The organism is Gilvimarinus sp. F26214L, from assembly GCF_054401055.1.
Genome location: NZ_JBTIYG010000001.1, coordinates 448,820 through 469,235 on the forward strand (window position 1 = coordinate 448,820; position 20,416 = coordinate 469,235).

Annotated in this window: 16 protein-coding genes; 9 read left to right on the top strand and 7 right to left on the bottom strand. The window is 57.2% G+C overall.

Translation table 11 applies throughout. The annotated features are described in order from the left end of the window. Positions 1-178: 178 nt before the first annotated feature. Entirely contained in the window at positions 179-1,384 is a 1,206-nt protein-coding gene (locus ACURWW_RS01870; protein WP_445615313.1) for a DegT/DnrJ/EryC1/StrS family aminotransferase, read from the bottom strand. Further along, on the bottom strand, positions 1,381-2,520 hold the full coding sequence (locus tag ACURWW_RS01875; protein WP_445615314.1) for a glycosyltransferase family 2 protein: 1,140 nt from the start codon (positions 2,518-2,520) through the stop codon (positions 1,381-1,383). Before ACURWW_RS01875 ends, ACURWW_RS01870 begins: the two co-directional genes overlap by 4 nt. Positions 2,521-2,803: 283 nt before the next feature. On the opposite strand from ACURWW_RS01875, the gene ACURWW_RS01880 reads away from it, so the two are divergent. The 7 genes from ACURWW_RS01880 (at position 2,804) to ACURWW_RS01910 (ending at position 12,130) form a co-directional block, all read left to right on the top strand. Continuing rightward, positions 2,804-3,913, top strand: a complete 1,110-nt coding sequence (locus ACURWW_RS01880) for a glycosyltransferase (RefSeq protein WP_445615315.1) — start codon at positions 2,804-2,806, stop codon at positions 3,911-3,913. A gap of 20 nt (positions 3,914-3,933) precedes the next feature. Next, positions 3,934-5,166 (top strand): glycosyltransferase family 4 protein, encoded by a 1,233-nt coding sequence (locus tag ACURWW_RS01885; protein ID WP_445615316.1) that lies wholly within the window; start codon positions 3,934-3,936, stop codon positions 5,164-5,166. A 366-nt stretch (positions 5,167-5,532) separates the two neighbouring features. Continuing rightward, complete coding sequence (locus tag ACURWW_RS01890; protein WP_445615317.1) at positions 5,533-6,792, top strand: polysaccharide pyruvyl transferase family protein; 1,260 nt, start codon at positions 5,533-5,535, stop codon at positions 6,790-6,792. A 93-nt stretch (positions 6,793-6,885) separates the two neighbouring features. Further along, entirely contained in the window at positions 6,886-8,076 is a 1,191-nt protein-coding gene (locus ACURWW_RS01895; protein WP_445615318.1) for a glycosyltransferase family 4 protein, read from the top strand. 124 nt (positions 8,077-8,200) lie between these two features. After that, positions 8,201-9,667: a lipopolysaccharide biosynthesis protein gene (locus tag ACURWW_RS01900; RefSeq protein WP_445615319.1), complete on the top strand. Its 1,467-nt coding sequence runs from the start codon at positions 8,201-8,203 to the stop codon at positions 9,665-9,667. 221 nt (positions 9,668-9,888) lie between these two features. Next, complete coding sequence (locus ACURWW_RS01905; RefSeq protein WP_445615320.1) at positions 9,889-10,863, top strand: hypothetical protein; 975 nt, start codon at positions 9,889-9,891, stop codon at positions 10,861-10,863. A gap of 295 nt (positions 10,864-11,158) precedes the next feature. After that, positions 11,159-12,130, top strand: a complete 972-nt coding sequence (locus ACURWW_RS01910) for a hypothetical protein (RefSeq protein ID WP_445615321.1) — start codon at positions 11,159-11,161, stop codon at positions 12,128-12,130. A gap of 76 nt (positions 12,131-12,206) precedes the next feature. On the opposite strand, the gene ACURWW_RS01915 is transcribed toward ACURWW_RS01910, so the two are convergent. The 4 genes from ACURWW_RS01915 to ACURWW_RS01930 form a co-directional block, all read right to left on the bottom strand. Further along, positions 12,207-13,526, bottom strand: coding sequence for a phenylacetate--CoA ligase family protein (locus ACURWW_RS01915; RefSeq protein WP_445615322.1), 1,320 nt, complete (start codon positions 13,524-13,526; stop codon positions 12,207-12,209). After that, on the bottom strand, positions 13,523-14,707 hold the full coding sequence (locus ACURWW_RS01920; protein WP_445615323.1) for a glycosyltransferase: 1,185 nt from the start codon (positions 14,705-14,707) through the stop codon (positions 13,523-13,525). The genes ACURWW_RS01915 and ACURWW_RS01920 overlap by 4 nt, the downstream gene beginning before the upstream one ends. A gap of 242 nt (positions 14,708-14,949) precedes the next feature. After that, complete coding sequence (locus ACURWW_RS01925; RefSeq protein WP_445615324.1) at positions 14,950-16,290, bottom strand: O-antigen ligase family protein; 1,341 nt, start codon at positions 16,288-16,290, stop codon at positions 14,950-14,952. Then, the gene (locus tag ACURWW_RS01930) at positions 16,274-16,843 is read right to left on the bottom strand and encodes an arsenate-mycothiol transferase ArsC (RefSeq protein WP_445615325.1); all 570 of its coding nucleotides are present in this window, start codon (positions 16,841-16,843) and stop codon (positions 16,274-16,276) included. Before ACURWW_RS01930 ends, ACURWW_RS01925 begins: the two co-directional genes overlap by 17 nt. 308 nt (positions 16,844-17,151) lie before the next feature. Between ACURWW_RS01930 and ACURWW_RS01935 the strand changes: the two genes are divergently transcribed. Beyond that, positions 17,152-18,120, top strand: coding sequence for a carboxylate--amine ligase (locus ACURWW_RS01935; protein ID WP_445615326.1), 969 nt, complete (start codon positions 17,152-17,154; stop codon positions 18,118-18,120). 52 nt (positions 18,121-18,172) lie between these two features. Here the strand turns inward: ACURWW_RS01935 and ACURWW_RS01940 are convergent, their stop codons facing one another. After that, positions 18,173-19,342: a glycosyltransferase gene (locus tag ACURWW_RS01940; RefSeq protein ID WP_445615327.1), complete on the bottom strand. Its 1,170-nt coding sequence runs from the start codon at positions 19,340-19,342 to the stop codon at positions 18,173-18,175. Between the two features lie 202 nt (positions 19,343-19,544). On the opposite strand from ACURWW_RS01940, the gene ACURWW_RS01945 reads away from it, so the two are divergent. Then, positions 19,545-20,375: a polysaccharide deacetylase family protein gene (locus ACURWW_RS01945; RefSeq protein WP_445615328.1), complete on the top strand. Its 831-nt coding sequence runs from the start codon at positions 19,545-19,547 to the stop codon at positions 20,373-20,375. Positions 20,376-20,416 lie beyond the last annotated feature (41 nt).

A 20,416-nucleotide genomic window follows, 5' to 3' on the forward strand; every position in this document is an offset into this window, starting at 1 on the left:
GGGTGTTCAGGAAGGGAACTGCTTTCTGGTCTTTGGGGCCGATCTTAAACAGAGACTCATCTTTCTGTCCAAAAAGTGTTTTAAAAAGTGTCAGCAATGTTGAAGAAGACACGAAGATCGACAAACCATCAGTCGACGTTCCTAGGCGGCACCGACCGCCAACTCGACTTAATCGTTCTCACCTTCGGATCTCCGGTCGGGGCCGCGCGAGGCCGACCGCGACAGGAGCGACATCTCCCGGTCCATTGCCTGCGCCCGCGAGCACCCGTTCGCACAACTCTGCAATTCGATGAATATGAGCAAGACGGACCCCGGTGTGTAGAGGGAGGGTTATCAAGCGATCCGCAAACAGCCGGGCATTGGACAGAGGTCCGCGAGTCACGACCCGGCTGGGTACACCCTCGATCACGGGCAATGGATCCCGGTACATTGGCGAAGCGCCAAGCCCGCGATCGTTAAGCGTCGACAGGAGGCGATCCCTCTGATGCCGGTTTTCGCACAGCACCGGATAACGAAGCAACCGGTTCCTTCGGGATCTCAGGTTGACAGGGAGAGTCGTCAAGCCTGACAAGTCTCCCAGAATCCGGTCATAGCAGACCTCGCGCCACTGAGTTGTCTGCAAATGGCGCTTCCGGTTCGCGCCCACCAGCGCCTGCTGGGAAGCGGGCATGCGTGCGATTTCCTCAAGCAGCTCAAAGCGGGTCTCCCCCAGCCTCAACACCGGATTGCGATTCATCCAGAAGTAGCACCATGGCCGTCGCAGGATGTTATAGGCGATGATTCTGGCCCTGTAGGTCAGCGTGGCTGAAAAAGAATCCCTGCGAACGACTGCGATCTGTTCTTCGAGCCATCGGGGGTTCAAGCGCACCTTGTTGTGCACCAACAACAAACCGCCACCGAGCACACTGGCGGGTTTGCCGCGACCGAATGACGTGACGACATAATCTCCGCTCAGCCCTCCTTCCGGATGCCATTGGGCGTTGTCCTCAATCAGAGCAACCCCGGGAAGCCCGCTCCGCAGATCTTCGAGCCGCTCTCGAATTCCGAGGAAGTTCACCGCGACGATGGCCACGGTGTTGTCCCCGGAGCAGGTTTTCAGCGCGTCCGGATCATACCCCGGGTCATCGCCGCCAATATCCACCAGTACCGGGCTCAACCCTGCGTACACCGCCGCTGCTACCAGATCCGGGCAGCCATAAGCCGGCAGCAGCACCTCCGGATTCCTGATATCCGGGCGCTGGTGGCGCACGTGCAGGAGGGCCAGAGCCAGGGCCGCAGTGCCGGACTCCAGCCATAGCGAGTGGTAGCCGTCAAACTCCGGAAGCGGCGGCCCGGACCGGGTCGACACCGCATTGCCCACCGGCGGCAGGTCCGCGAGAATCATCGGGCCGAAGGATTCCAGACAGTCATTCTGGTGCCCGACAGGAAGCGGCAGGAAGCAGCCAGGATTGCGGCATTGACCTGAACGAAGAAATAGACCAGCCGCACCGCGCCACGACCCCGCAACCCGCTGCTGTAGTGCGCCGCAGCGGCCAGCGCATAGAGCGCCAATTGCGCGGCAAGGGTAAGCTGGTAGATCACGCCCTGGTTAATCAGTGCTGCGTTCACGGCAACCAGCGCGAGGAGGAACCAGGGCACCATCCAGCGCATCAATTTATGGCTGAACACCTGGAATGAAAAGAGGCCATAGCTGAACGGATTCAGAACATCCGGGTGGCGGGCCAGTGATGTCATTCCACGAATTACCGTGCGGATCTTGCGGGCGTACTCTTTGGTGGGGTCTTTCAGGTCCGGATAGTAACCCAGCACATCGGGAGCGGTGACTGCCCGATAGCCCAACCGCGCACTGTTCAGCGCCGTATTGAAGTCGCTCGGAGAATGGATATCCCAGTGCTGACAAACGTCCCGGCGAGCCGCAAAGAAGGATCCACTCAAACCCACAAGGCCCGCAAGCCGGGATTCCCGCTGACGCAACCACATTTCGTAGCGCACGTAGGCCCCTTCCCCGGCCACCTGACCACTTGCGGATATGAACCGGTCTTCGCTGCTAACGGCACCGATTTCGGGATCGGAAAAATATCGACTGAGTTTTTGCAGCGCGTCCGTCGGCATTTCCGTTGCCACATCGGAAAAAACGATGATGTCGCCGGATGCTTCGCGAATGGCGCATTGTTGTGCATGTTCCTTGCCCAGACGCTCAGGTGCCCTGACCAGGCGTACTCCGTCGTTTTCGAACTCACGGACAATGTCATCAGTTCCATCGTCGGAGCAGTCCGACGCCACGATGATCTCCAGACGTGACTTGTCAAAATTCAGCGCCAGGGCATTGTTCAGTTTTCTGCGTATACGCCGGGCCTCATTGTAGGCGGTAATAATGAGTGTAAAGCGCGGGGCAAAAGCCGGGTCCGAAGGCGCGTCCAGCTCCTTACCGGAACGGCCCAGAACCAACAGGAGGAGAGGGTAAATAAAGTAGCTGTAAAGAGAACAAAACAACAAGAGCCAAAAGGCAAAGACAAGCATGTTTTCGTCTCCGTTCATCGTTTGTAGGCCGTCCCGGGAACGGCGAGCGGTCAACCGTGGAGCAGCCAGGCGCGAAGCACTTCAATGACCTGACAGGTGGCAGCTTTGAATCCCGTGCGAGTCAGGAGTTCATCTGCCCTAGCAATTTTCATGACTGGCACGCTGCATCGTCTGAATTGACCCGTGTTGTGTCATTCGGTGTGAAACAATCGACCCTCCGTCTTATCTCAACAGGGGCCGGAGGGTCCCCCCGAATGATGGATTCACATTGAAGGAGCCAGGTATGATGCCCGCCCCGCCCAAACGGATTGTCCACATCATTTCCGGCGACCGCTGGGCCGGCGCCGAGGTCCAGGCATTCACCCTCCTGCGTCAGTTGCGGCAGCACGCCGAGGTTCACGCGATACTGTTGAATGACGGAGAGCTGGCGCGCCGCTGCAGGGCAGACCGCATTCCGATCACAGTACTGAACGAAAATCACATGAGCAGCGTCGGGATCCTTCGCGGAATTATTGCCTGCCTGAAAGCGATCCGTCCTCAGGTCGTGCATACCCATCGGCAGAAAGAGAATATACTCGGCAGCCTGGCCAATCTGGCATCCGGCCGGGCCCGTTGCATTCGCACGGTTCATGGAGCCCCCGAGTTCGCGCCCAATCTGCGGCAAAGGCTTCAGATCTGGCTTGATGTCCTTTGTGGGCGTCTGCTTCAGGATGGTATCATTGCGGTCAGTTCCGAGCTTAAAACCCGACTCGGCGCCTCATTCCCCGATCACAAGATTCATGTTATTCGCAACGGTATCGACCCGGAGGAAGTCCGTCGCGGGGTGGACACACCGGAGTTCCGCCGCAGCTTTCCCAATGCACGACACGTCGGATTGGTGGGGCGACTCGATCCGGTAAAAAGGATCGATATCTTCCTGAGAATGGCCGCTATCCTACTGGCTGAAGCTCCGCACCACAGGTGGCATTTCCACGTGTTCGGCGAGGGGCGTCAGGAGGCTGCCCTGAAGCAATTGGCGCACGATCTTAATATCGCGCGATCGGTTCGTTTCCACGGTCACCGCTCGGATGTGCGCAGCTGCATCGCCGGCCTCGACGCGCTGGTGATGCCTTCGGACCACGAGGGCCTGCCCATGGCCGCTCTCGAAGCTCTGGCCCTGAACACTCCGCTCGTCGCGCACGACACAGGAGGGCTTCGGGAATTGCTGATCAAGCAACCGGAGTGCCTCGTGCAAGACCACGAACCCTCAGGCTACGCACGGGCGCTGCGGCGGCTGATTGAGGGTGATACGCCAGCTCCGGTGCTGGCGGCGGACTACCTGGCCGGCAGCAACGCGGACCGCGTCCTCGCATTGTACGTACCCGTCCAGGCAGTTTGCACAGCGCCGGGCTGAGGCCCACAAGAGGAATGTCGATGGATAAAGTCAATGTTTTGATTGTGGACCAGTCCCTGGCGTTCGGCCGCTCACTGGCCTCTGCCGTCAGCCTCTTTCGGGGCATCGATCGCAGGCGATTCCGGCTGGTGTTTGTCAGCGCAGCGGATGAAAGCACAGCCCGCGACTCTCTCGCCGAGGTCACGACCAACACCCGGCTCATTTTCAGTCGCCGAACCCTTCATGACGACAAACTGCAGGCATTGTTGCCTCGCCTAGGTCGCTCCCGCTTTGCCGTCCTTCGGAACATGCGAGCCATTGCCCTTTATACGGCCCGGATGCTCGCCAACCTCTCATACATGGTCAGGATCGCCCGTATTATCCGGGCATTCGACATTCAGATCGTCCAGCTCAACGACGGCATCAATGACGAGGTTGCCCTGGTGTGTCGGCTCCTGAAGGTTCGCCAGGTTGTCTACGTTCGTACCCGTGCTTCGTTCACGCCGTTACAACGGCACCTCCTGGTCCCTTTCGTAAGCCAATTCCTGACTGAGTCGCACTTCCTGCGCGATGAGATTGTGCACCATGTAGAACCCGGACGGGTCATGGTGGCCACGCCCCCCGCCGTGCGCCAAAAGCTGCCTGCGCGCGGCGTCGAGAGACTCAGGCGGCATTACCGGCTTTCGGGCACGGACACGGTGATTGGCATATTCGGCCCCATTTCCCAATGCAACGGGCAGCTCCAGTATCTGCGTGCAGCAGCCACTGTCCTGCAGCACCAGTCGAATGTAATGTTCGTTCTTGTTGGAGCTATCAACGAAGACACGCCTTATTTCCGGAGCCTGGAGAATTTCATCGAGACTGCCGGAATGCAGGATCGCACGCTGTTCACCGGGAAGGTCGATGCCGCCCAGGATTTTTACCAACTCGTCGACCTTGTGGTGCAGTGCTCCTCAGAGGCGGAGCCGTGCTGCCCCGCCATCGTCGAGGCTATGAGCCACGGCAAGCCGGTCATCGCCTCTTGTCTCGGCAGTCCAGGGGAGTTCATTGACCACGGTGTCGACGGCTACCTTGTCGATGCACACAACCCCGACGCGCTGGCTGCGCGCATGCTCGAGCTCATCCAAGACCCCGGCACTGCAAAGCAGGTGGGCGCCGTGGCGCAAATCAAGATGGAACACCTTTACAATAAAGCAGCTTACGCCCAACGTCTTGAAAGCTGCTACGAACGCTGCATTATTGGCAACGTGCCGCATATCCCTGTGGAGTCTTGATCGCTTCCGTTCCCGCTCGGGAAATTTTTCAATTCGACAGAACGATTTTCAGTCTTTCCCCTGACAGGCACCCCTCCCCACCTCGGAAATCAGTGCTGCTCGAAGCGCGTGGTTCCTCAACTTTCACGTTTCCCAAGCACAACCTCATGCATTCGGCATGCTTATCGCATCGACTTCGCCGTTGGTTCATGGGAGCTGACGACGCACTCCGCATGACCGTTGATTGTTGGCGAATAACCATCCCTGGACTCGTGGACTTGTGTGGAGCGGCGCACCCGCCAGTCTTGGCACCTCGAACCGCGGGGCGGCTTGGGCATCTACCTCACAAAATCCACCTCCGACACCCAATCATCAAAGGATCTGGCAATGCATGAAGAGATGAAACAGGACGTGCTGTCCGACTCCCTCGAGAATCTCTCCTGGACCAGTCAATCGGACGGCGACATTTCCGGTGATTTCCTTCCACCGCGCATTCTGATGCTGGCGGACATTTCCGGGGCCGGTCCGGAATACCACGTTGGCGACGAGGCGATGGCCGAAGTGGCCATCAACCGCCTCAAGGCCCTGGTCGGTGCCGAGAACCTGGTCATGGCCTGCGCAAAACCCGCGGCCGTTCCCGCCACCTATGGAATCGCCGCCTTCCCCTTTTACAGTCGAACCGATCAGGAACGGCGAAAACTCTGGTGGCGACGACCGCTATCGGCTGTGAAAGCGAACCTCTTGATGTTTTATCACCTGCTCCGGTGCGACGTGGTCTTCGTGTGCGGCGGGGGCAACCTGACCAGCGTGTGGCCGGGTGTTCTCGAGGCCAGACTGCACCTGCTCAAGTGGGCCCGACGGCTGAAGAAGCGCCTGATCCTGGTGAGCCAGACGCTGGGGCCCTTCTCCCCGGAACATGAGGCGCGCTGCCGCGACATTCTGTCTGGAGCGGACTGGATCGGAGTGCGTGATCGCAAGTTCTCCGCGAATCAACTGGGGCTGCCGGTGCACTTCGCGGTGGACGACGCTGCGTTCCTCGAACCGAAGCACTCTGCCGGCACCCGCAAGGTGGTGAGCGCACAGGCGCCGGCCATGGCGCTCTCATTCCGGCAGTTCGGCGGCGTCACCCGTCATCATCTCCTCGCACTCTGCTCCCGCATCAACCGGGTAGCGCGACACAATGGTCTCAACGCCATCTTCATTCCCCACCACTCCCCGGGTGGAGGCGGCGATACGGCGATCGCCAAGGATGTCCAACAGCACTGGGACCGTTCCGTGGGGTTCACCGTTATAGACCCAATTCCCCTGGCCTCGGAACTCAAGGCCCTCACAGGAGACTGTGAGCTGGTAATCAGCATGCGCTACCACCAATTGATATTCGGCCTGTCCATGGGGGTCCCCTCCATTGGCATCTACGTTGACAAGTACACGAAGGCCAAGCTGAACGGTGCATTCGAACAGTTCGGTCTGGAGCCGCGGATCATCTCCATTGACCAGGCTCACAAGCTGGAATCCCTCGTGGAACAGGTGAAGGCCGACAGGGTTCTGTTTCGCAGCGCGGCTGCCAAAGTGGCGAGTGATTCCCTGGGGGGCAACCTTCAGGGATACCGGCAGCTACAAGAACTTAGCGCCGCGCGTGCTGACTAACACGCTGACACTGAAGCCCGGAACCACGGCGAGGCGCAGATCTCATTTACGGCGACCCCGAACAGGACATCAATTCAACAAGGATGAAGAGCTTTGGTTGGGATACTGATCTTCTTTCATTGCGAATCCAACCCCGGTTTCGCGGCAGCGAGTCACGAAATCACCTTCTACAACATGGCCAGGCGGCTGGTGGGTGATCCTGCCAATATCCATTTCGCCTATCGCACCACCGAAAATGGTCGTTCTCCCACTCTGCCGGAGGATCTGGTCCATGTGTTCGAATTTGATGCGGCCTCCCGTTCCCATGAGTACCTGAGTCAGATCGAAGCCTACGTGCGCAAGCACAATATTCAGATCGCCTTCGGCTTTGATCAGCCGGTACGACGGCTGTCCCATAAATACTTGCGCCGGGGTGGCGTCAAGCACATTGTGTCCTACTGGGGCGCACCAATGAGCAGCCTCAATCATGGTCTCAAGCTTGCGCTGAAAAAACTCTACGTAAGCCTGTGCCGTCACCGGCCGGATCATTTCATCTTCCAGTCCGAGGGTATGCGGCTTACCGCCACTCATGGCCAGGGTATCCCTGTCGAAGCTACCTCCCTGGTCCGGAGCGGAATCAATACGGAACGCTTCTGTCCACCCAGAGGTCGGGACTGGTACGCCCATGACATCTTCAATATCGACCGGAAGCGGAAGATTGTTTTTTTCTCGGGGCACATGGAGGAGAGAAAAGGCGTCGACGTAATCATCCGCACCGCCGTTCACCTGTGTGAAACGTTGGGCCGCACGGATGTGCACTTTCTATTGCTCGGAAACAGGGACGGTCAGGAGAAACACTTCCTGCCTCTCTACCAGGGCACTGCGGCGGAGCAACACATCACCTTCGGAGGATATCGCCACGACGTTCCCCAGTTGTTGAAATCCTGCACCTTGGGGATGATCGCATCCACCGAATGGGATTCCTTCCCCATGTCCTCGATCGAGATGGCGGCGACCGGTCTGCCCCTGGTCGTATCGGATCTTCCCGGTCTGCGGGAAGCCGTTACTCCCGAGACGGGCTTCCTCTACCCGGTCGGCGATCACGAAAGCGCCGGCGCACAGTTGCGAACCCTGCTCGATGACGAGGTTCTACGGGTGCGGATGGGGCGTGCCGCTCGGCACCGGGCAGTCACTGAATTTTCGGTCGAGCAGCAAATGCTCGGGATGGAGGCAGTGGTCCGCCAGGTGGCCGGCCACCTGCTCCCCGAGGATACACCGGATAACGCAACGTTCGCGGTGACCTGAATGCGAGTAGCGGTGCGGGGAAGCACCCGGCTGCCCCTATCCTCGCATCTATTACCCATGTCACACGCAGAAACCTCCAGCTAATCACGGTCGCCCGCCGCTAATTGAGGCTACGACGCAAGCTATGCATCAGACCAAGCGGATGTTGAAGCACTCTTCAATCTACGCCATCGGCAACCTCAGCCGCCAGCTGGTGGGCTTTGTTATGCTGCCTGTGTACACCCGCTATCTGAGCCCGGCCGATTATGGAGTAGTCGGCTTGCTGATATCCATGGTTACGCTGATTGAACTGGTGTTCGGCGCCCGCATGTTTCACGCGGTGCCGAAGTTCTACTACGAACAAAAGGACCCTGGCAATGCCCACCGGGTGATTTCTACCTCACTCATGATTACGGCCCTCGCAAGCATGGTTACGGTGGCTGCAACCGTCGGCTTTCGCGATCCGATCTCGGGAGTCATTTTCGGCACGGCGGACCATGGCTTGCTCGTAGGTCTTTTTTCGTTGCTGATACTGACCCAGGGTCTGGAGAATTACTGCCTCGGGTATATCCGAATTCAGCAAAGGCCCTGGCTGTTTATCAGTGCGACCAGCGCCAAGCTGGTGCTACAACTGACCCTGAATATCGTTCTGGTCGTGGTACTCGAGATGGGCGTCCTGGGCGTGGCCATCAGCAGCGTGACCTCCGCCCTGATCTTCGTCCTCGCGTTGACGACTTACACCCTTTGGAGCACCGGTCTCGGGTTCAGTCGCCACATCGCCGGCCGCATGCTCGCGTTCTCCTGGCCGCTATGGCTGTCCGGTCTGGCTGCTCTCTACATCGGCTCGTCGAACCGCTACTACATCCGCATTTTCAGCTCGCTGGATGATGTGGGCCTCTTTGAACTGGCGGCCAAGTTCGGAACCATGATCGCCCTGCTGGTATGGATGCCATTTTCCCAGTACTGGCAAACCGAGCGCTTCAACGTATACCACCAGCCAAACCCGGTTCCCATATACCAGTCGGTTTTCCGCTTTATCAGCACTTTACTGATCATGGTGGCCCTGGGTGTGGCCATATTCGGGGCACCAGCGGTGCGAATCATGGCCGCCCCGGAATTCCATGCGGCTGCCCAGGCGATTCCCTTCCTGGCCTTTTCGTCTGTATTTCACTGTTTTGTGTACTTCAATAATTTCAGCTTTCTGGTGAAGGAAAAAACCGGCTGGATGACGCGGAACACCTACCTGACCGCGGTGTTCGCCACCGCCTTTTACCTTGCGCTCACCCCTGTTCTTGGTTTTGTGGGCGCCGCCCTGGCGCTGATGCTCGCCAACGCGACCCAGTTTCTCATCGTCCATTTCGCAGCCAAGAAGCAGTACGACATGTGTCTTTCCCTAAGGCCGGTGGGGTTCTATCTTGCTGTGTCGGTGGTGTGCTGCGTGCTGGCGTTCCGCCTGGAACAACCCAATCTTATTCAGGATATCGCCCTGAAGGTCGTGATCTACATGAGCGGTTGTGCTTTGATGCTCGGATCTCTCCTGTTGAAACCGGAGGTGCGGGACTACCTCGCGGGCTTGATACAGGAACGCAGGTTCTTGCGCAGCCGGCTCTGACCCTGTCGGGCCGCCAACGGGTGGAAGAGGCCCGACACGGGGTTTCCGGGTTCGCTTCGAGCCTCCAGTGGGACCCACGTTTGAGTTGCCCGTGCATCTCGTCACAAAAATCTGAATCACCAGGCTGTCGATCCTGTTTTCTTTGTTTTCCCGGACGCGAGTTCCGTCTTACCGTCTATATTCAACCTGACGTTTAAAAGCACTCAAGGGTCCAGAAGTAAATGAAACCTTTTTCAAAATGCCTGATTTCCATGGCCTTTCTCACAGCCGCGTCCGCCCAGGCGCAGACTGTTATTACAGACTCATTCGAATCCAGAGACCTCAGTGCCCGATACACGAGCGGTCTGAAGTGGAACGGGACCAACCGCACTTCCCTGGTTACGCGCGATCCGATTCTGGGTGACCTGATCGTCTACAACGGTAGCGGGAAGGTCGAAATCCAGGAGGGATTCAATAAAGACTGGGTCGCAAAGGATGGCGACTATGCCATGCGTTTCGACTTCCCGTCCGGCAGCAACAGTTGGGCCGAGCAGCGGTTCAGTCTCGATAGCGCCTATAAGGATATCTGGCTTGGATTCTGGCTGAAAGTGCCGAACAACTACAAACATTCATCCCGCTCGCCCTCCAACAGCAAATTGTTTGCTTTGTGGATGGACGGCTACTCGGCCAAGGGTCTCGGCCCCACTGTCATCTGGGAATTCTGGAATGACGGTTCCGGCGGAAGCCGTCTCGCCTACCATTACAGCCCCGGCGGCTACAAGACGGCGAACAGCCACAAGCAGAACACCCCGTTCATTCGCTACCCGGAAGACCAGGGCCGCTGGATGCAGATCGTGCTGCACGTAAAAGCCGCGCGCACAACTGGTTCTGATGATGGCGTAATCGAAACCTACCGGCGCTGGGAGAATGAAACTGAATTCCAGCTCATGCATAAAGACTACGGTGCAGACATCGGTCCGCCCAGCACAGGCCCCAACGGGTGGAAAGCTGGCTACATTCTGGGCTGGAGCAACCCTGGATACGATCAGCAGACCGAGTTCCTGCTGGACGACTTCAAGGTATCCAGTACCAGCCTTCTGGATACGGCGGATTCCCCTTCACCGTCACCAGAGCCTGCCCCGGAACCTGCACCTGAGCCCGCTCCGGACGACTCGGCCGAATGTAGAACACCACGAATCCCCAACATCTTTTCTTAAGGGATTTACCCCCGGCACCCGTTGGGTGCCGGATTTCCACCCGACTCTGTGGTCGCGACTATTCGTGGATCACCAGAGAAAAGTCCCTCAACGTTTTGCTCGGGCTCATCAATAAACTCCTTTCGTGCAAACAAAGATCGACGTCATTGCAGAGTTCGGTCGAATGAAGCACACGCCACTTTTGTGTCCCCCATCACACATCACCCAGTCTCAGGTAGTATCAGCCGCCAAAGTGAAAGCTCAGCCATTTTTGCTTGGCTAGTCTTGGAGCGTGTCAACAACATGGCTGGATCTGATGAAACTAAAATCTCTGCTCTCACTTCCTCTGGTATTTGCGATTTCCACTCCTTCGCTTGCCCAAATCAATTTCATGGACTCATTTGAAACGCGCGATTTGAGCGCGAACGTCTCCCCGGATTTTACCTGGGAAGGTATGAATCGCACCTCCCTGGTAAGCAAAGACCCCATACTCGGAGACCTGATCATCTTCAATCGATCCGGTGCCGTCGAACTGCAGCAGACGTCCGACAAGGGCTGGTCGGCGAAAGCGGGTGACGTTTCCATGCGATTTGATTTTCCCGCCGGGAAAGGCACCTGGTCGGAACAACGATTCAGCCTGGCCATGCCCCAGGAGGATATCTGGATTCGCTATTGGCTGAAGGTTCCCACGAATTTTAAACATGGTTCCGGCAGTCCCTCGAACAACAAGCTGTTCGCCTTGTGGATGGATGATTATTCCCACAAAGGAGCCGGTCCGACCGTAATCTGGGAGTTCTGGAACGACGGTTCCGGCGGCAGCCGCTTGGCGTACCACTACAGTCCCGGCGGGCATAAAGTGGCGGGGGGGCATAATCAGGAAGCGCCGTTCATCCAATATCCCGCTGACCAGGGTCGCTGGATGCAGATCGTCATGCACGTAAAAGCGGCAACCGGTCCGTCCGCAAACGACGGCATCATTCAGCTGTATCGACGCTGGGATGGGGAAGAATCGTTTACTCTGCTTCACGACGATCAGAAAGCCAACATCGCCATGCCAGCGGGTGGCCCCGCAGGTTGGAAAGCCGGTTACTTCATGGGATGGAGCAACCCCGGCTATGAACAAGCTACCGAATGGCTGATGGACGATCTGGTTATCTCCAACAGTAACCTGCTGACCAACCCGGATTCCATGGACGGCCCCAGTGGCCCACTGGCCTCGGCCCAGAACTCGGGAGCCGGTGCCAGCTGCAGTAAATCCAACATTCCCTCACTGATCAAGCCTGCATAAAAGGCGGCGAACAATAACTGCAAACCTCACAGCCCCGGTCCACGCCGGGGCTTTTTTTGCCTCCGTAGAACGAAATTCAGGCGGCCACCTCACTCTTGACGAGTCGCATTTTTCCGGATTTTTCCCGCTCGATGCCAGCAACCAGTTCGACCCGGTAATCCATGGCCGCGGATAGTTTTGCCTTCATCCGCTGAACCAGTTGCCCGGCACAGTCTTCTGTCCAGGCGCTGTTGGGCACCACATAAATGTCCACCTGGCGATGGGAGCGCTGGATCGCCTGAAACTGCGTGATTACATCCCGCTCGGACTTGAAGTCTTCCACCACATAGATAAGGGATTCCGGATGAATGGAGGTACCATTCTCCAGAGTGAGTAGATCGTAGGCGCGACCGTAGACTTTGTCGAGCACCGGCAGACCACGGCCACACGAACAGGCCGAATCAGACAGGCGACCGTAATCCCCGACACGGTAGCGAATCAGCGGCGTTTTATAGTTGAAAAAGTCAGTCACCAGCAACTCCCCTTCCCTGTCCCCGTCCACTTCCACAAACAGATTGTCCGCCATGAGATGAAGTCGACCATCCTCGCACTCATGTGCCACCGAACCCACCTCGCCGCAGCCGTACTCGTTGAACACACTCACCTGGAAAGCAGCTTCGATAACAGCCCGGGATTTCGGGTAGAGGATCTCCGACGTGGTAATAATGCTTTTGATCCCTACTATGGGGCCGAGGCCCTGGTCGCGAATGAATCGGGCAAGGGCTTCGATCACACTGACATAACCGTAAAGGTACCGGGGCCGGAAGGCCTGCAATTCCCGATAGTAATCCGCCATCGACTGGTCGTTCAGGTTGAAGGCGGACAAACGTTTGCGATTGGCAACCAGGTCCGTCAACCAGGCTTTGGCACGCGCCTTCCGTGTGTGCGGCACACCCCAGAAGCGCCCCTGAGGATCTCCCACACTCACACCCGCCCACTCGTAGGCACGCCAGGTGACAGCGCGCTCCATGGCCAGTGCATTGGCGTTTTTGACAACTCTCACTGGGTGGCCCGTGGATCCTCCGGTCGTCTTGGTTTCGCATTTCCCGCCGATTTGCGTGACCATCCGGCCCTGATTAAGGATCAGATCCGTCTTGCTGATGCTCGGCAAGGTCGCCATGTCTTCCAGAGTGAGAATCCGGTCCGGATTCACCTGGCGGTACAGATCTGAGTAGAACGGCGACTTCTCCTTGGCCCAGCGCACGATATCCCTGACCCGTTCTATCTGGTAGTCGCGAATCCTTTTTTGGTCGAGCCACTGGAACTGCCGGCTACGTTTCAGCGCCGGCCCGATCCGCTCGCCCTTTAGCAAGGTGGCCGGGTAGTAACACAGATAACGGGAAATATATCTATTCACGCCTTTGCCGCAATCTCCCTGTAGTAATTGCACAAGGTATCTCCCACACGGCGCGCTTCGTACTTCTCGGCGATCAGATCGTGAGCGCGCTGTCCGATCTTCCGAGCCCGATCGGAGTCTTGTAGCAGATCAGTGATGGCCCGCGCGAACTCGTCCGGATCCCCGGCAATCATCGCGTGTTCGCCCTGGCGCACGTCAATACCTTCACAGGCCTCCGGATAGCCGACCACCGGCAGATAATGGGCCATTGCGTCCAGAACCTTGAGCTTGGTACCGCCCCCATCGCGAATGGGACAGATGAATATGTCAGCTTTCCGATAGAAGGCTTTGATGTCGTCGACGAAACCGTGCACTCGAACACGAGAATCATTCCGGACACGATCCAGAACGTCCCGATCCGGGTTCTTGCCCACGATGTCCACTTCCACGTCCAGCCCGCTGGCACGGAGCCCGGGCCAGATATCCTTCAGGAAATGCAGCACGGCATCCCGGTTCGGATACCAATCCAGGCCACCGATAAAGAGAAGGCGGCCGACACGACCGTCCGTGTCGATGCGGGTGAAGCTTTGGTCCACCCGGACAGAATTGGGAATCGCCTGTACATCAATGTCGCCGCCGATTCTCAACAGGCGCTCACTATCGATCTCGGAGCAGGTGATGTGACCGTCGAACAGATTCAGCACCTTCTTCTCATACGCCTGAAGCCGGTAGCCTTCCTGGTAGAAGTAAAGCTTTCGCGCCAGATTGGGTTCCTTCTCTGCACGGCGCAGCATCATGTGCGATTCCACATTGTGATGATCAAGTACCGTTGGAATGTTCTGAACGAGGTCGCGATACTGGGCGAGGCCAACTGTATCGAAGTGAACCAAGTCGTATCGCTCCCGCGCCAGACAATCAGCAATCGCCCCAGCCAGGTCCTCGGATTTCAACCACGCCACCGAATAGGGAAGCTCGGAGAACAGGGATTTAAGAGCCAGCAAGCGTTTGCGACCGTCGCTGCCGGCCGTGTCAAAGTCAAAAAAGTACAGTTTATTGAAATTTTCTCCCAAGGCTTCCCTTGCGGCTGTCAGCCCCTCCTCGAGGGTACTATAGTACGCGCCCAGCAAACGGGACTGGTTCAATGCTACCAGGTCCACCGTATGATTTCTGGCCAGTTCAGTAGCCAGATAGTTGCTCCTCATTAATACGCCGCCTTTGGGGGGGAAGGGAATCAGGTGCGAAACCCACAGGATTTTCAAACGCTCCCGAACTGTTGGCATAGGCCTCCTGCCAATTGGTTGAAGTGGATGATTTGGTGGACGTCTTTCGACCCTTGTACGGGATGACAGCGCGCCACCCCAGAACCGCGAACGAACAACGAACTCCGCCACGCGTGCAGGTTGGCCGTAATCAATGAAGGGCGCCGAACCCGCTCTCACGGAAATCAGTGGATTCTGACGGTTCCGTTCAACGACACGGCCCCCTCGCGCTCGGGAAAAACCTTGCGGTTCGGCTCAGTGACCTCGTGCCGAATGGCTACGTTGTTGAGGGCCACAATAAACGACAGGCCAATCCACAAAAACGGGTAGTAGGCGACGGTGACGAATTGCCCCGCAATCACGAAGCCTATGATCCCGTATCCCAGGCCTGCGGCGGTGCCACTCAGTACCGAATCGACGCCAGGTTCCGAGCGAAGTCTGAAGGCCGTGCGAATTCCGGTCAGAATCAGCATCATAAAGACGGCCAGACCAACGAAACCGGCGTCAGTACCCACCTGGATGAAGATGTTGTGCGCCAGTTCGGCCTGCTCGTTGACAGTAATGATGTCCTCCGGGTAATGCATGGCAAAGTATGGTGGGAAGTTGAAGTAACCCACACCCAGCACCGGGTACTCCTTCATCATCTCCCATCCATTCTCGAGGTACAGCATGCGTTGCTGCGATGTTCTGTCCTCCCCGATCTGGGTGAAGCGCTCTTTCTGCTCCTCAGGAAGCAGGAAGACGCTCGCGACCAGGAGAACAGCGACCGCGATCATGGGCTTGATGCGAAAGATGTTTCGCCGGTACATGAGAACCAGCGTTACCGCGAGAGCGATCTGAGCACCCCGGCTGCTCGCACCCAGAATGGTGAGCAGTGGCGCCGCAAAGAATGCGAACAGGAGCCCCTTTTCCCACCACCGAACCTGTTCCTTCTTGCGCATTTCCAGGAACAGATAGAACGCCACCGGGAACAGCGTCAGCATCAGGATTGCGAGTTCTCCCGAGTTCTGAAAATAGCCGCGCGGGCCCATCAGGCCCCAGTCCGTAAAACTGAATCCGCGGGAAGCCCAACTCAGCGAAGTCCCCAGGGCGATCTTGGCGGCGCAGAACAGAAATATCATCAGGAAAATGTAAAAACGCTCCTTGGTGTTGACGATATTAATAATCAGAAAGTAGATAACGAACCAGCCGTAAAAATCGATGTAGTACTCCCGCGAGACCTCGGGGAAGTACGCGAACACACTGGATAGATAAATGATCCCAGCAAACAGCACCATCCAGAAATTAAGTCGGTGCGAAACCCAGGTCACGCTTCGATCGAACAATGCGCCCACCAACGCGGCGATGATGAAGATCTGGGCCCAGGGTGCCACATCAATGACCGGGTAGATCGCCTGGGGGCGGAAGTATTCGAAGAACAGATACAAGCAGATCATCCAGAAGGAGAAATGATCGCGAAAAAAGTGCCCCAGCATTGTCCAGGCCCGGAAGGCATAGAAATCCCCTATGCTAATCGTCCTTGCCATCTAATCGCTCCTTGAGGTTGTCAAGTGCCGTTCGTATATGCGTCCCGCATTTATCGAAGTAGTTGATGTTGCCTGAGAAGGGATCATGTAAGTACAGATAAGGTTCCCCCATCCAGAGGGAAATAAGGGTGACTTGTGCAGTTGTCGTGACTTCGTTGGGAAGACTTTCCACGTGTGCAGGCTCCATGGCGACCACCAGATGGTCACTGGCGGGCCGATAGTCCCGAATGTTCCTGGTGCGATGCCCCGAAACATCGAGTCCCATTGTGGTTGCCACCTGGATCATCCGTCCGTCAGCGGGATCGCCACCCCGACATTCCAGCCCGAAGGACTCCGCATCCAGTCCTATACTCCGTGCGTACCACTCGGCAAGGGGGCTGCGACACAGATTTCCTGCACAAACAAAAACCAGTTTGCGAACACGGGCGAACTCCACCTCTCTAAGTTCGCGCAAGTAGCCCATGCGGTGTAAGCAGTAGTACTTGCTGCTGGCAAGGAAACCCCGTTTGGAGCCGTAATTGTCGTTGATATAGGTCTTGAGAACACTCAACATAACTTCACAACCAGGCGGAATACATGATGTCAGTAGAAAAGCCTACAATCCTTGTGCTCGATGCCAACCAACGCAGTGCCCTCGCGGTAACCCGGTCCCTGGGCCGATGCGGAGCGGGACGAATTCTCACGGCAGACAGTTCGCCGCGGTCCCTGGCGGCAGCGTCCAGGTTCTCGGCAGGCTATTTGCGATGCCCGCCTCCGGATCGGAGACCGGAGGACTTCCTTCAGTGGCTACGAAACGCCGTTTCCTCCTACAACATTGATGCCATTTTTCCAATTACCGAAATCACCAGTCAGCTGGTGTTGATGAATCGTGAAGATATTCACTGCAATCTACCTTTTGCCGACTACGAAACTGTAATGGCACTGGCAGACAAGGGACGTCTCCTGCAAACGGCGCGAAGCGCACGACTCCCCGTGCCCGATTTTTCGATTTTCGATCGGGCCAGCCAAGTGGATGTCAAACGGTTCTCCGGCTATCCCCTGGTGGTTAAGCCTTGTCTTTCTCATATATGGACGGGGGACCGGTGGATCAGCACCACCGTCCGGGTGGTCAACAGCAGGGAGGAATTGAGCGAAGTTTTGAGAGCCACGCCATACCTGCGTGATTATCCGTTCATGATCCAGTCTTTCATCCCCGGCTCCGGCGCGGGAATTTTCGCCCTGTTCGACAGCGGAGAGCCCGTCACCTGGTTCGCCCACCGTCGGATTCGGGAGAAGCCCCCGCGCGGTGGGGTCAGCGTTCTCAGTGAAAGCGTTGCAGTCGATTCCCGCCTCAAGGACTACGCGGAGGTGCTGCTCCGCTCCGTCAACTGGCATGGTGTCGCCATGGTGGAATTTCGGGTCGCCGAGGACGGCACGCCCTATCTGATGGAAGTCAATACCCGATTCTGGGGTTCGCTCCAATTGGCCATAGATGCCGGTGTTGATTTCCCGCGCCTCCTGTGGGAGGTGTCGACGAACAAGTCTGTCCCCCACCACGACCCTTACCGCGTCGGCCAAAGGCTGCGTTGGCTGCTTGGCGATCTGGATAGTCTGTATCTTAGTTTGAAAGATCGGAAGTTTAGTGGCCGGGAGAAGCTGGCACGCGTGCTGGGCTTCATCACACCGGGAGGAAGCCGGTGCCGTCACGAAGTCAACCGCTGGGATGATCTGCGACCGGCTCTTTTCGAGCTACGTCAGTACCTCCGGGATCTGTTGGGCAGGACTCCAAACGACTCACAAGCTCCCTCTCGCTACCGGGAGCATACTATCAAGTCAAACTCGGCGCGTTGACCTTTGCGGACATACTCCGCAAGCCCGGGTTAACAGCTTGCAATGCCCTCTTTCACGACACATCGTTCCAGCGGGCGATCCCCGGGCTGGAGCGATGGTGGTCCGTGAGCCTGTATACGTCGATATAGCTTTCGAGCATGGCATCCAATCCGAAGGTCGCCCGCGCGTGACGCTGACCCGCGGTCGCCATGGCAGCAGTCTCGTCGGGGCATTCGATCATCTCCAACAGCCCCTGTGCCAGGGCTGCCGGATCCCCGGGCTCCACAATCCGGCCGGTGTGGCGATGGGAGACGATCTCCTCCGGCCCACCGCACCGGGTCACGAGGACCGGCAAGCCGGCCATCATGGCTTCAATCGTGGCGATTGAGAAGCCTTCCGACCGGGAAGACAGAAGGAAATAATCGAGCTGAGAGAGAAACCCGGCGCTGTCCTCGAAGAACCCCAGAAAGTGCACCCGATCCCCCGTACCCCGTGCGTCCATCAGGTCTTCCAAACGCTTCATGAGACTCGAACGCTTATGACCGGCTACCAGGAAATAAATGTCCTTGCGCTTTTTGGCAACCAATGCGGCCGCTTCCACAAGAACACCATAGGCCTTGGCCGGCCTCACATTCCCCAGACTGCCCACCACAATCGCATTGTCAGGCAGGCCCAGTCGCGCGCGCAGGTCGTCGGTTCCCGGGTCCTTTCGCTTGTATCGATCCGCGTCGACTCCGTTATAGACGATCTCGGTCTTGTCGGGGTCCAGAAGACCTTGGTCACGAATCTGCGCGGCCAGGCTGCGGCTGACCGCCACGTAGCGGCTGATACCCCATTTCATGGCCCAATTTTTCAGTCGACGAAACCTCTCATTGGGGTTCACATCGACCATTCCGTGATAGGTCGCTACGACGGGTCGGCGAATCAGAATACCAAGGAGTGCCGCGTAAACATTGGACCCAAGAAGGTGTGACTGAACAATGTCAACTTTTTCGCGCTTCGCGAGTCGGAAGAGCCGGTAGAGGAAGCCAAAGGCAAAACTACCCTTGGCATCGAGAACGATCGGGTTAAGACCGCGCCGACGCAGCTCCTGATCGACCCAACCCGGTCCGCGAATAACCACGACCGAACGAAAGCCCCTCTGGCGCAACAGATCGGCCAGTTGAACAAAAACTGTCTCGGCACCCCCCGGCCCGGTCGTGTCGATCAAGTGCAATATGGTTTTTCCCGAAGTATCCAGCATGTCATCGCTACCTGATTCAGTCTGAAAAGGTTTCAACATGGTTGTAAACAGTGCCAAGAACCTCGTACGCACCACTCTGGACAGAGGAGCAATGCTGTTCGGACCACAACGATCGGTTTCCGCTCAGCCGAAGTTATGGATTCTGATGTATCACCGTGTGCTTCCGAAACATGATCCCCGGTACGCCGCCGAGGAGCCCGGCATGGTTGTGGAACCCGAGACCTTCGCCATGCATCTGAATCTTCTCAGGAAGCACTTCAGTATTATCCCACTGGGCGAATGGATCGACCGACGACACAATGGACAGGCACTGCCCCCCAAAAGTTGCTCCATCACCTTTGACGACGGATGGCTGGACAACTACGAGTACGCATTTCCCTTGTTGAAGGAGCGGCAGATACCGGCCACGATATTCGCGGTATCGCATATGATCGGTACTGATCGTCATTTCTGGCCGAACCGTGTGGCACAGTTGCTGGAACGCAGCGAAGAGGTCCTGCATTCGTTACCGTGGTTGGCGCCACACCTGGACGCAATCAAAAACCCCGAGAACAAAAAGGAATCTCTATCATCCCTTGTGGCATCGCTCAAGCGATTCCCGGATGAACAGATCTACCAGTGGTTGGACGAATCCTCGATCCTTACCCCGGGTAACCCAAGTTTGATGAACTGGCAACAACTCAGAGAGATGGTGGCAAGTGGATTTATAGACATCGGCTCTCACACCTGCAATCATTCTCGCCTCCGTGAGGATCTTGATCCCGAGTCAATCCGGCGTGAAGTTCAGGACAGCAAGAAGAAGATCGAGGATGAAACAGGTCGGACGCCGACACTGTTCTGCTACCCAAACGGTGACGTTAGCAGATTGGCGCGGGAAACCGTCGGAGATACCTACAAGGCGGCGGTTACCACGCGCAGAGGCATAAATTCTGCTTCCAAACTCAAGCTCTACGAACTTTTCAGAATTGGAATACACGAAGACCGGTGCGATACGCCGGCGAAGTTCTGCAGTCGCCTGGCGAACTGGTACTAGCAGGCTAATGGCTGGCTGTGCTCTTACGAGCCAATCAATAA

What these genes read in the sequence shown, in the direction of transcription:
- ACURWW_RS01870 (WP_445615313.1), bottom strand. Translation starts at nt 1,384, where the DNA reads ATGATTCTCGCGGACCTGCCGCCGGTGGGCAATGCGGTGTCGACCCGG.
- ACURWW_RS01875 (WP_445615314.1), bottom strand. Translation starts at nt 2,520, where the DNA reads ATGCTTGTCTTTGCCTTTTGGCTCTTGTTGTTTTGTTCTCTTTACAGC.
- ACURWW_RS01880 (WP_445615315.1), top strand. Translation starts at nt 2,804, where the DNA reads ATGATGCCCGCCCCGCCCAAACGGATTGTCCACATCATTTCCGGCGAC.
- ACURWW_RS01885 (WP_445615316.1), top strand. Translation starts at nt 3,934, where the DNA reads ATGGATAAAGTCAATGTTTTGATTGTGGACCAGTCCCTGGCGTTCGGC.
- ACURWW_RS01890 (WP_445615317.1), top strand. Translation starts at nt 5,533, where the DNA reads ATGCATGAAGAGATGAAACAGGACGTGCTGTCCGACTCCCTCGAGAAT.
- ACURWW_RS01900 (WP_445615319.1), top strand. Translation starts at nt 8,201, where the DNA reads ATGCATCAGACCAAGCGGATGTTGAAGCACTCTTCAATCTACGCCATC.
- ACURWW_RS01905 (WP_445615320.1), top strand. Translation starts at nt 9,889, where the DNA reads ATGAAACCTTTTTCAAAATGCCTGATTTCCATGGCCTTTCTCACAGCC.
- ACURWW_RS01910 (WP_445615321.1), top strand. Translation starts at nt 11,159, where the DNA reads ATGAAACTAAAATCTCTGCTCTCACTTCCTCTGGTATTTGCGATTTCC.
- ACURWW_RS01920 (WP_445615323.1), bottom strand. Translation starts at nt 14,707, where the DNA reads ATGAGGAGCAACTATCTGGCTACTGAACTGGCCAGAAATCATACGGTG.
- ACURWW_RS01925 (WP_445615324.1), bottom strand. Translation starts at nt 16,290, where the DNA reads ATGGCAAGGACGATTAGCATAGGGGATTTCTATGCCTTCCGGGCCTGG.
- ACURWW_RS01930 (WP_445615325.1), bottom strand. Translation starts at nt 16,843, where the DNA reads ATGTTGAGTGTTCTCAAGACCTATATCAACGACAATTACGGCTCCAAA.
- ACURWW_RS01935 (WP_445615326.1), top strand. Translation starts at nt 17,152, where the DNA reads ATGAATCGTGAAGATATTCACTGCAATCTACCTTTTGCCGACTACGAA.
- ACURWW_RS01940 (WP_445615327.1), bottom strand. Translation starts at nt 19,342, where the DNA reads ATGCTGGATACTTCGGGAAAAACCATATTGCACTTGATCGACACGACC.
- ACURWW_RS01945 (WP_445615328.1), top strand. Translation starts at nt 19,545, where the DNA reads ATGGTTGTGGAACCCGAGACCTTCGCCATGCATCTGAATCTTCTCAGG.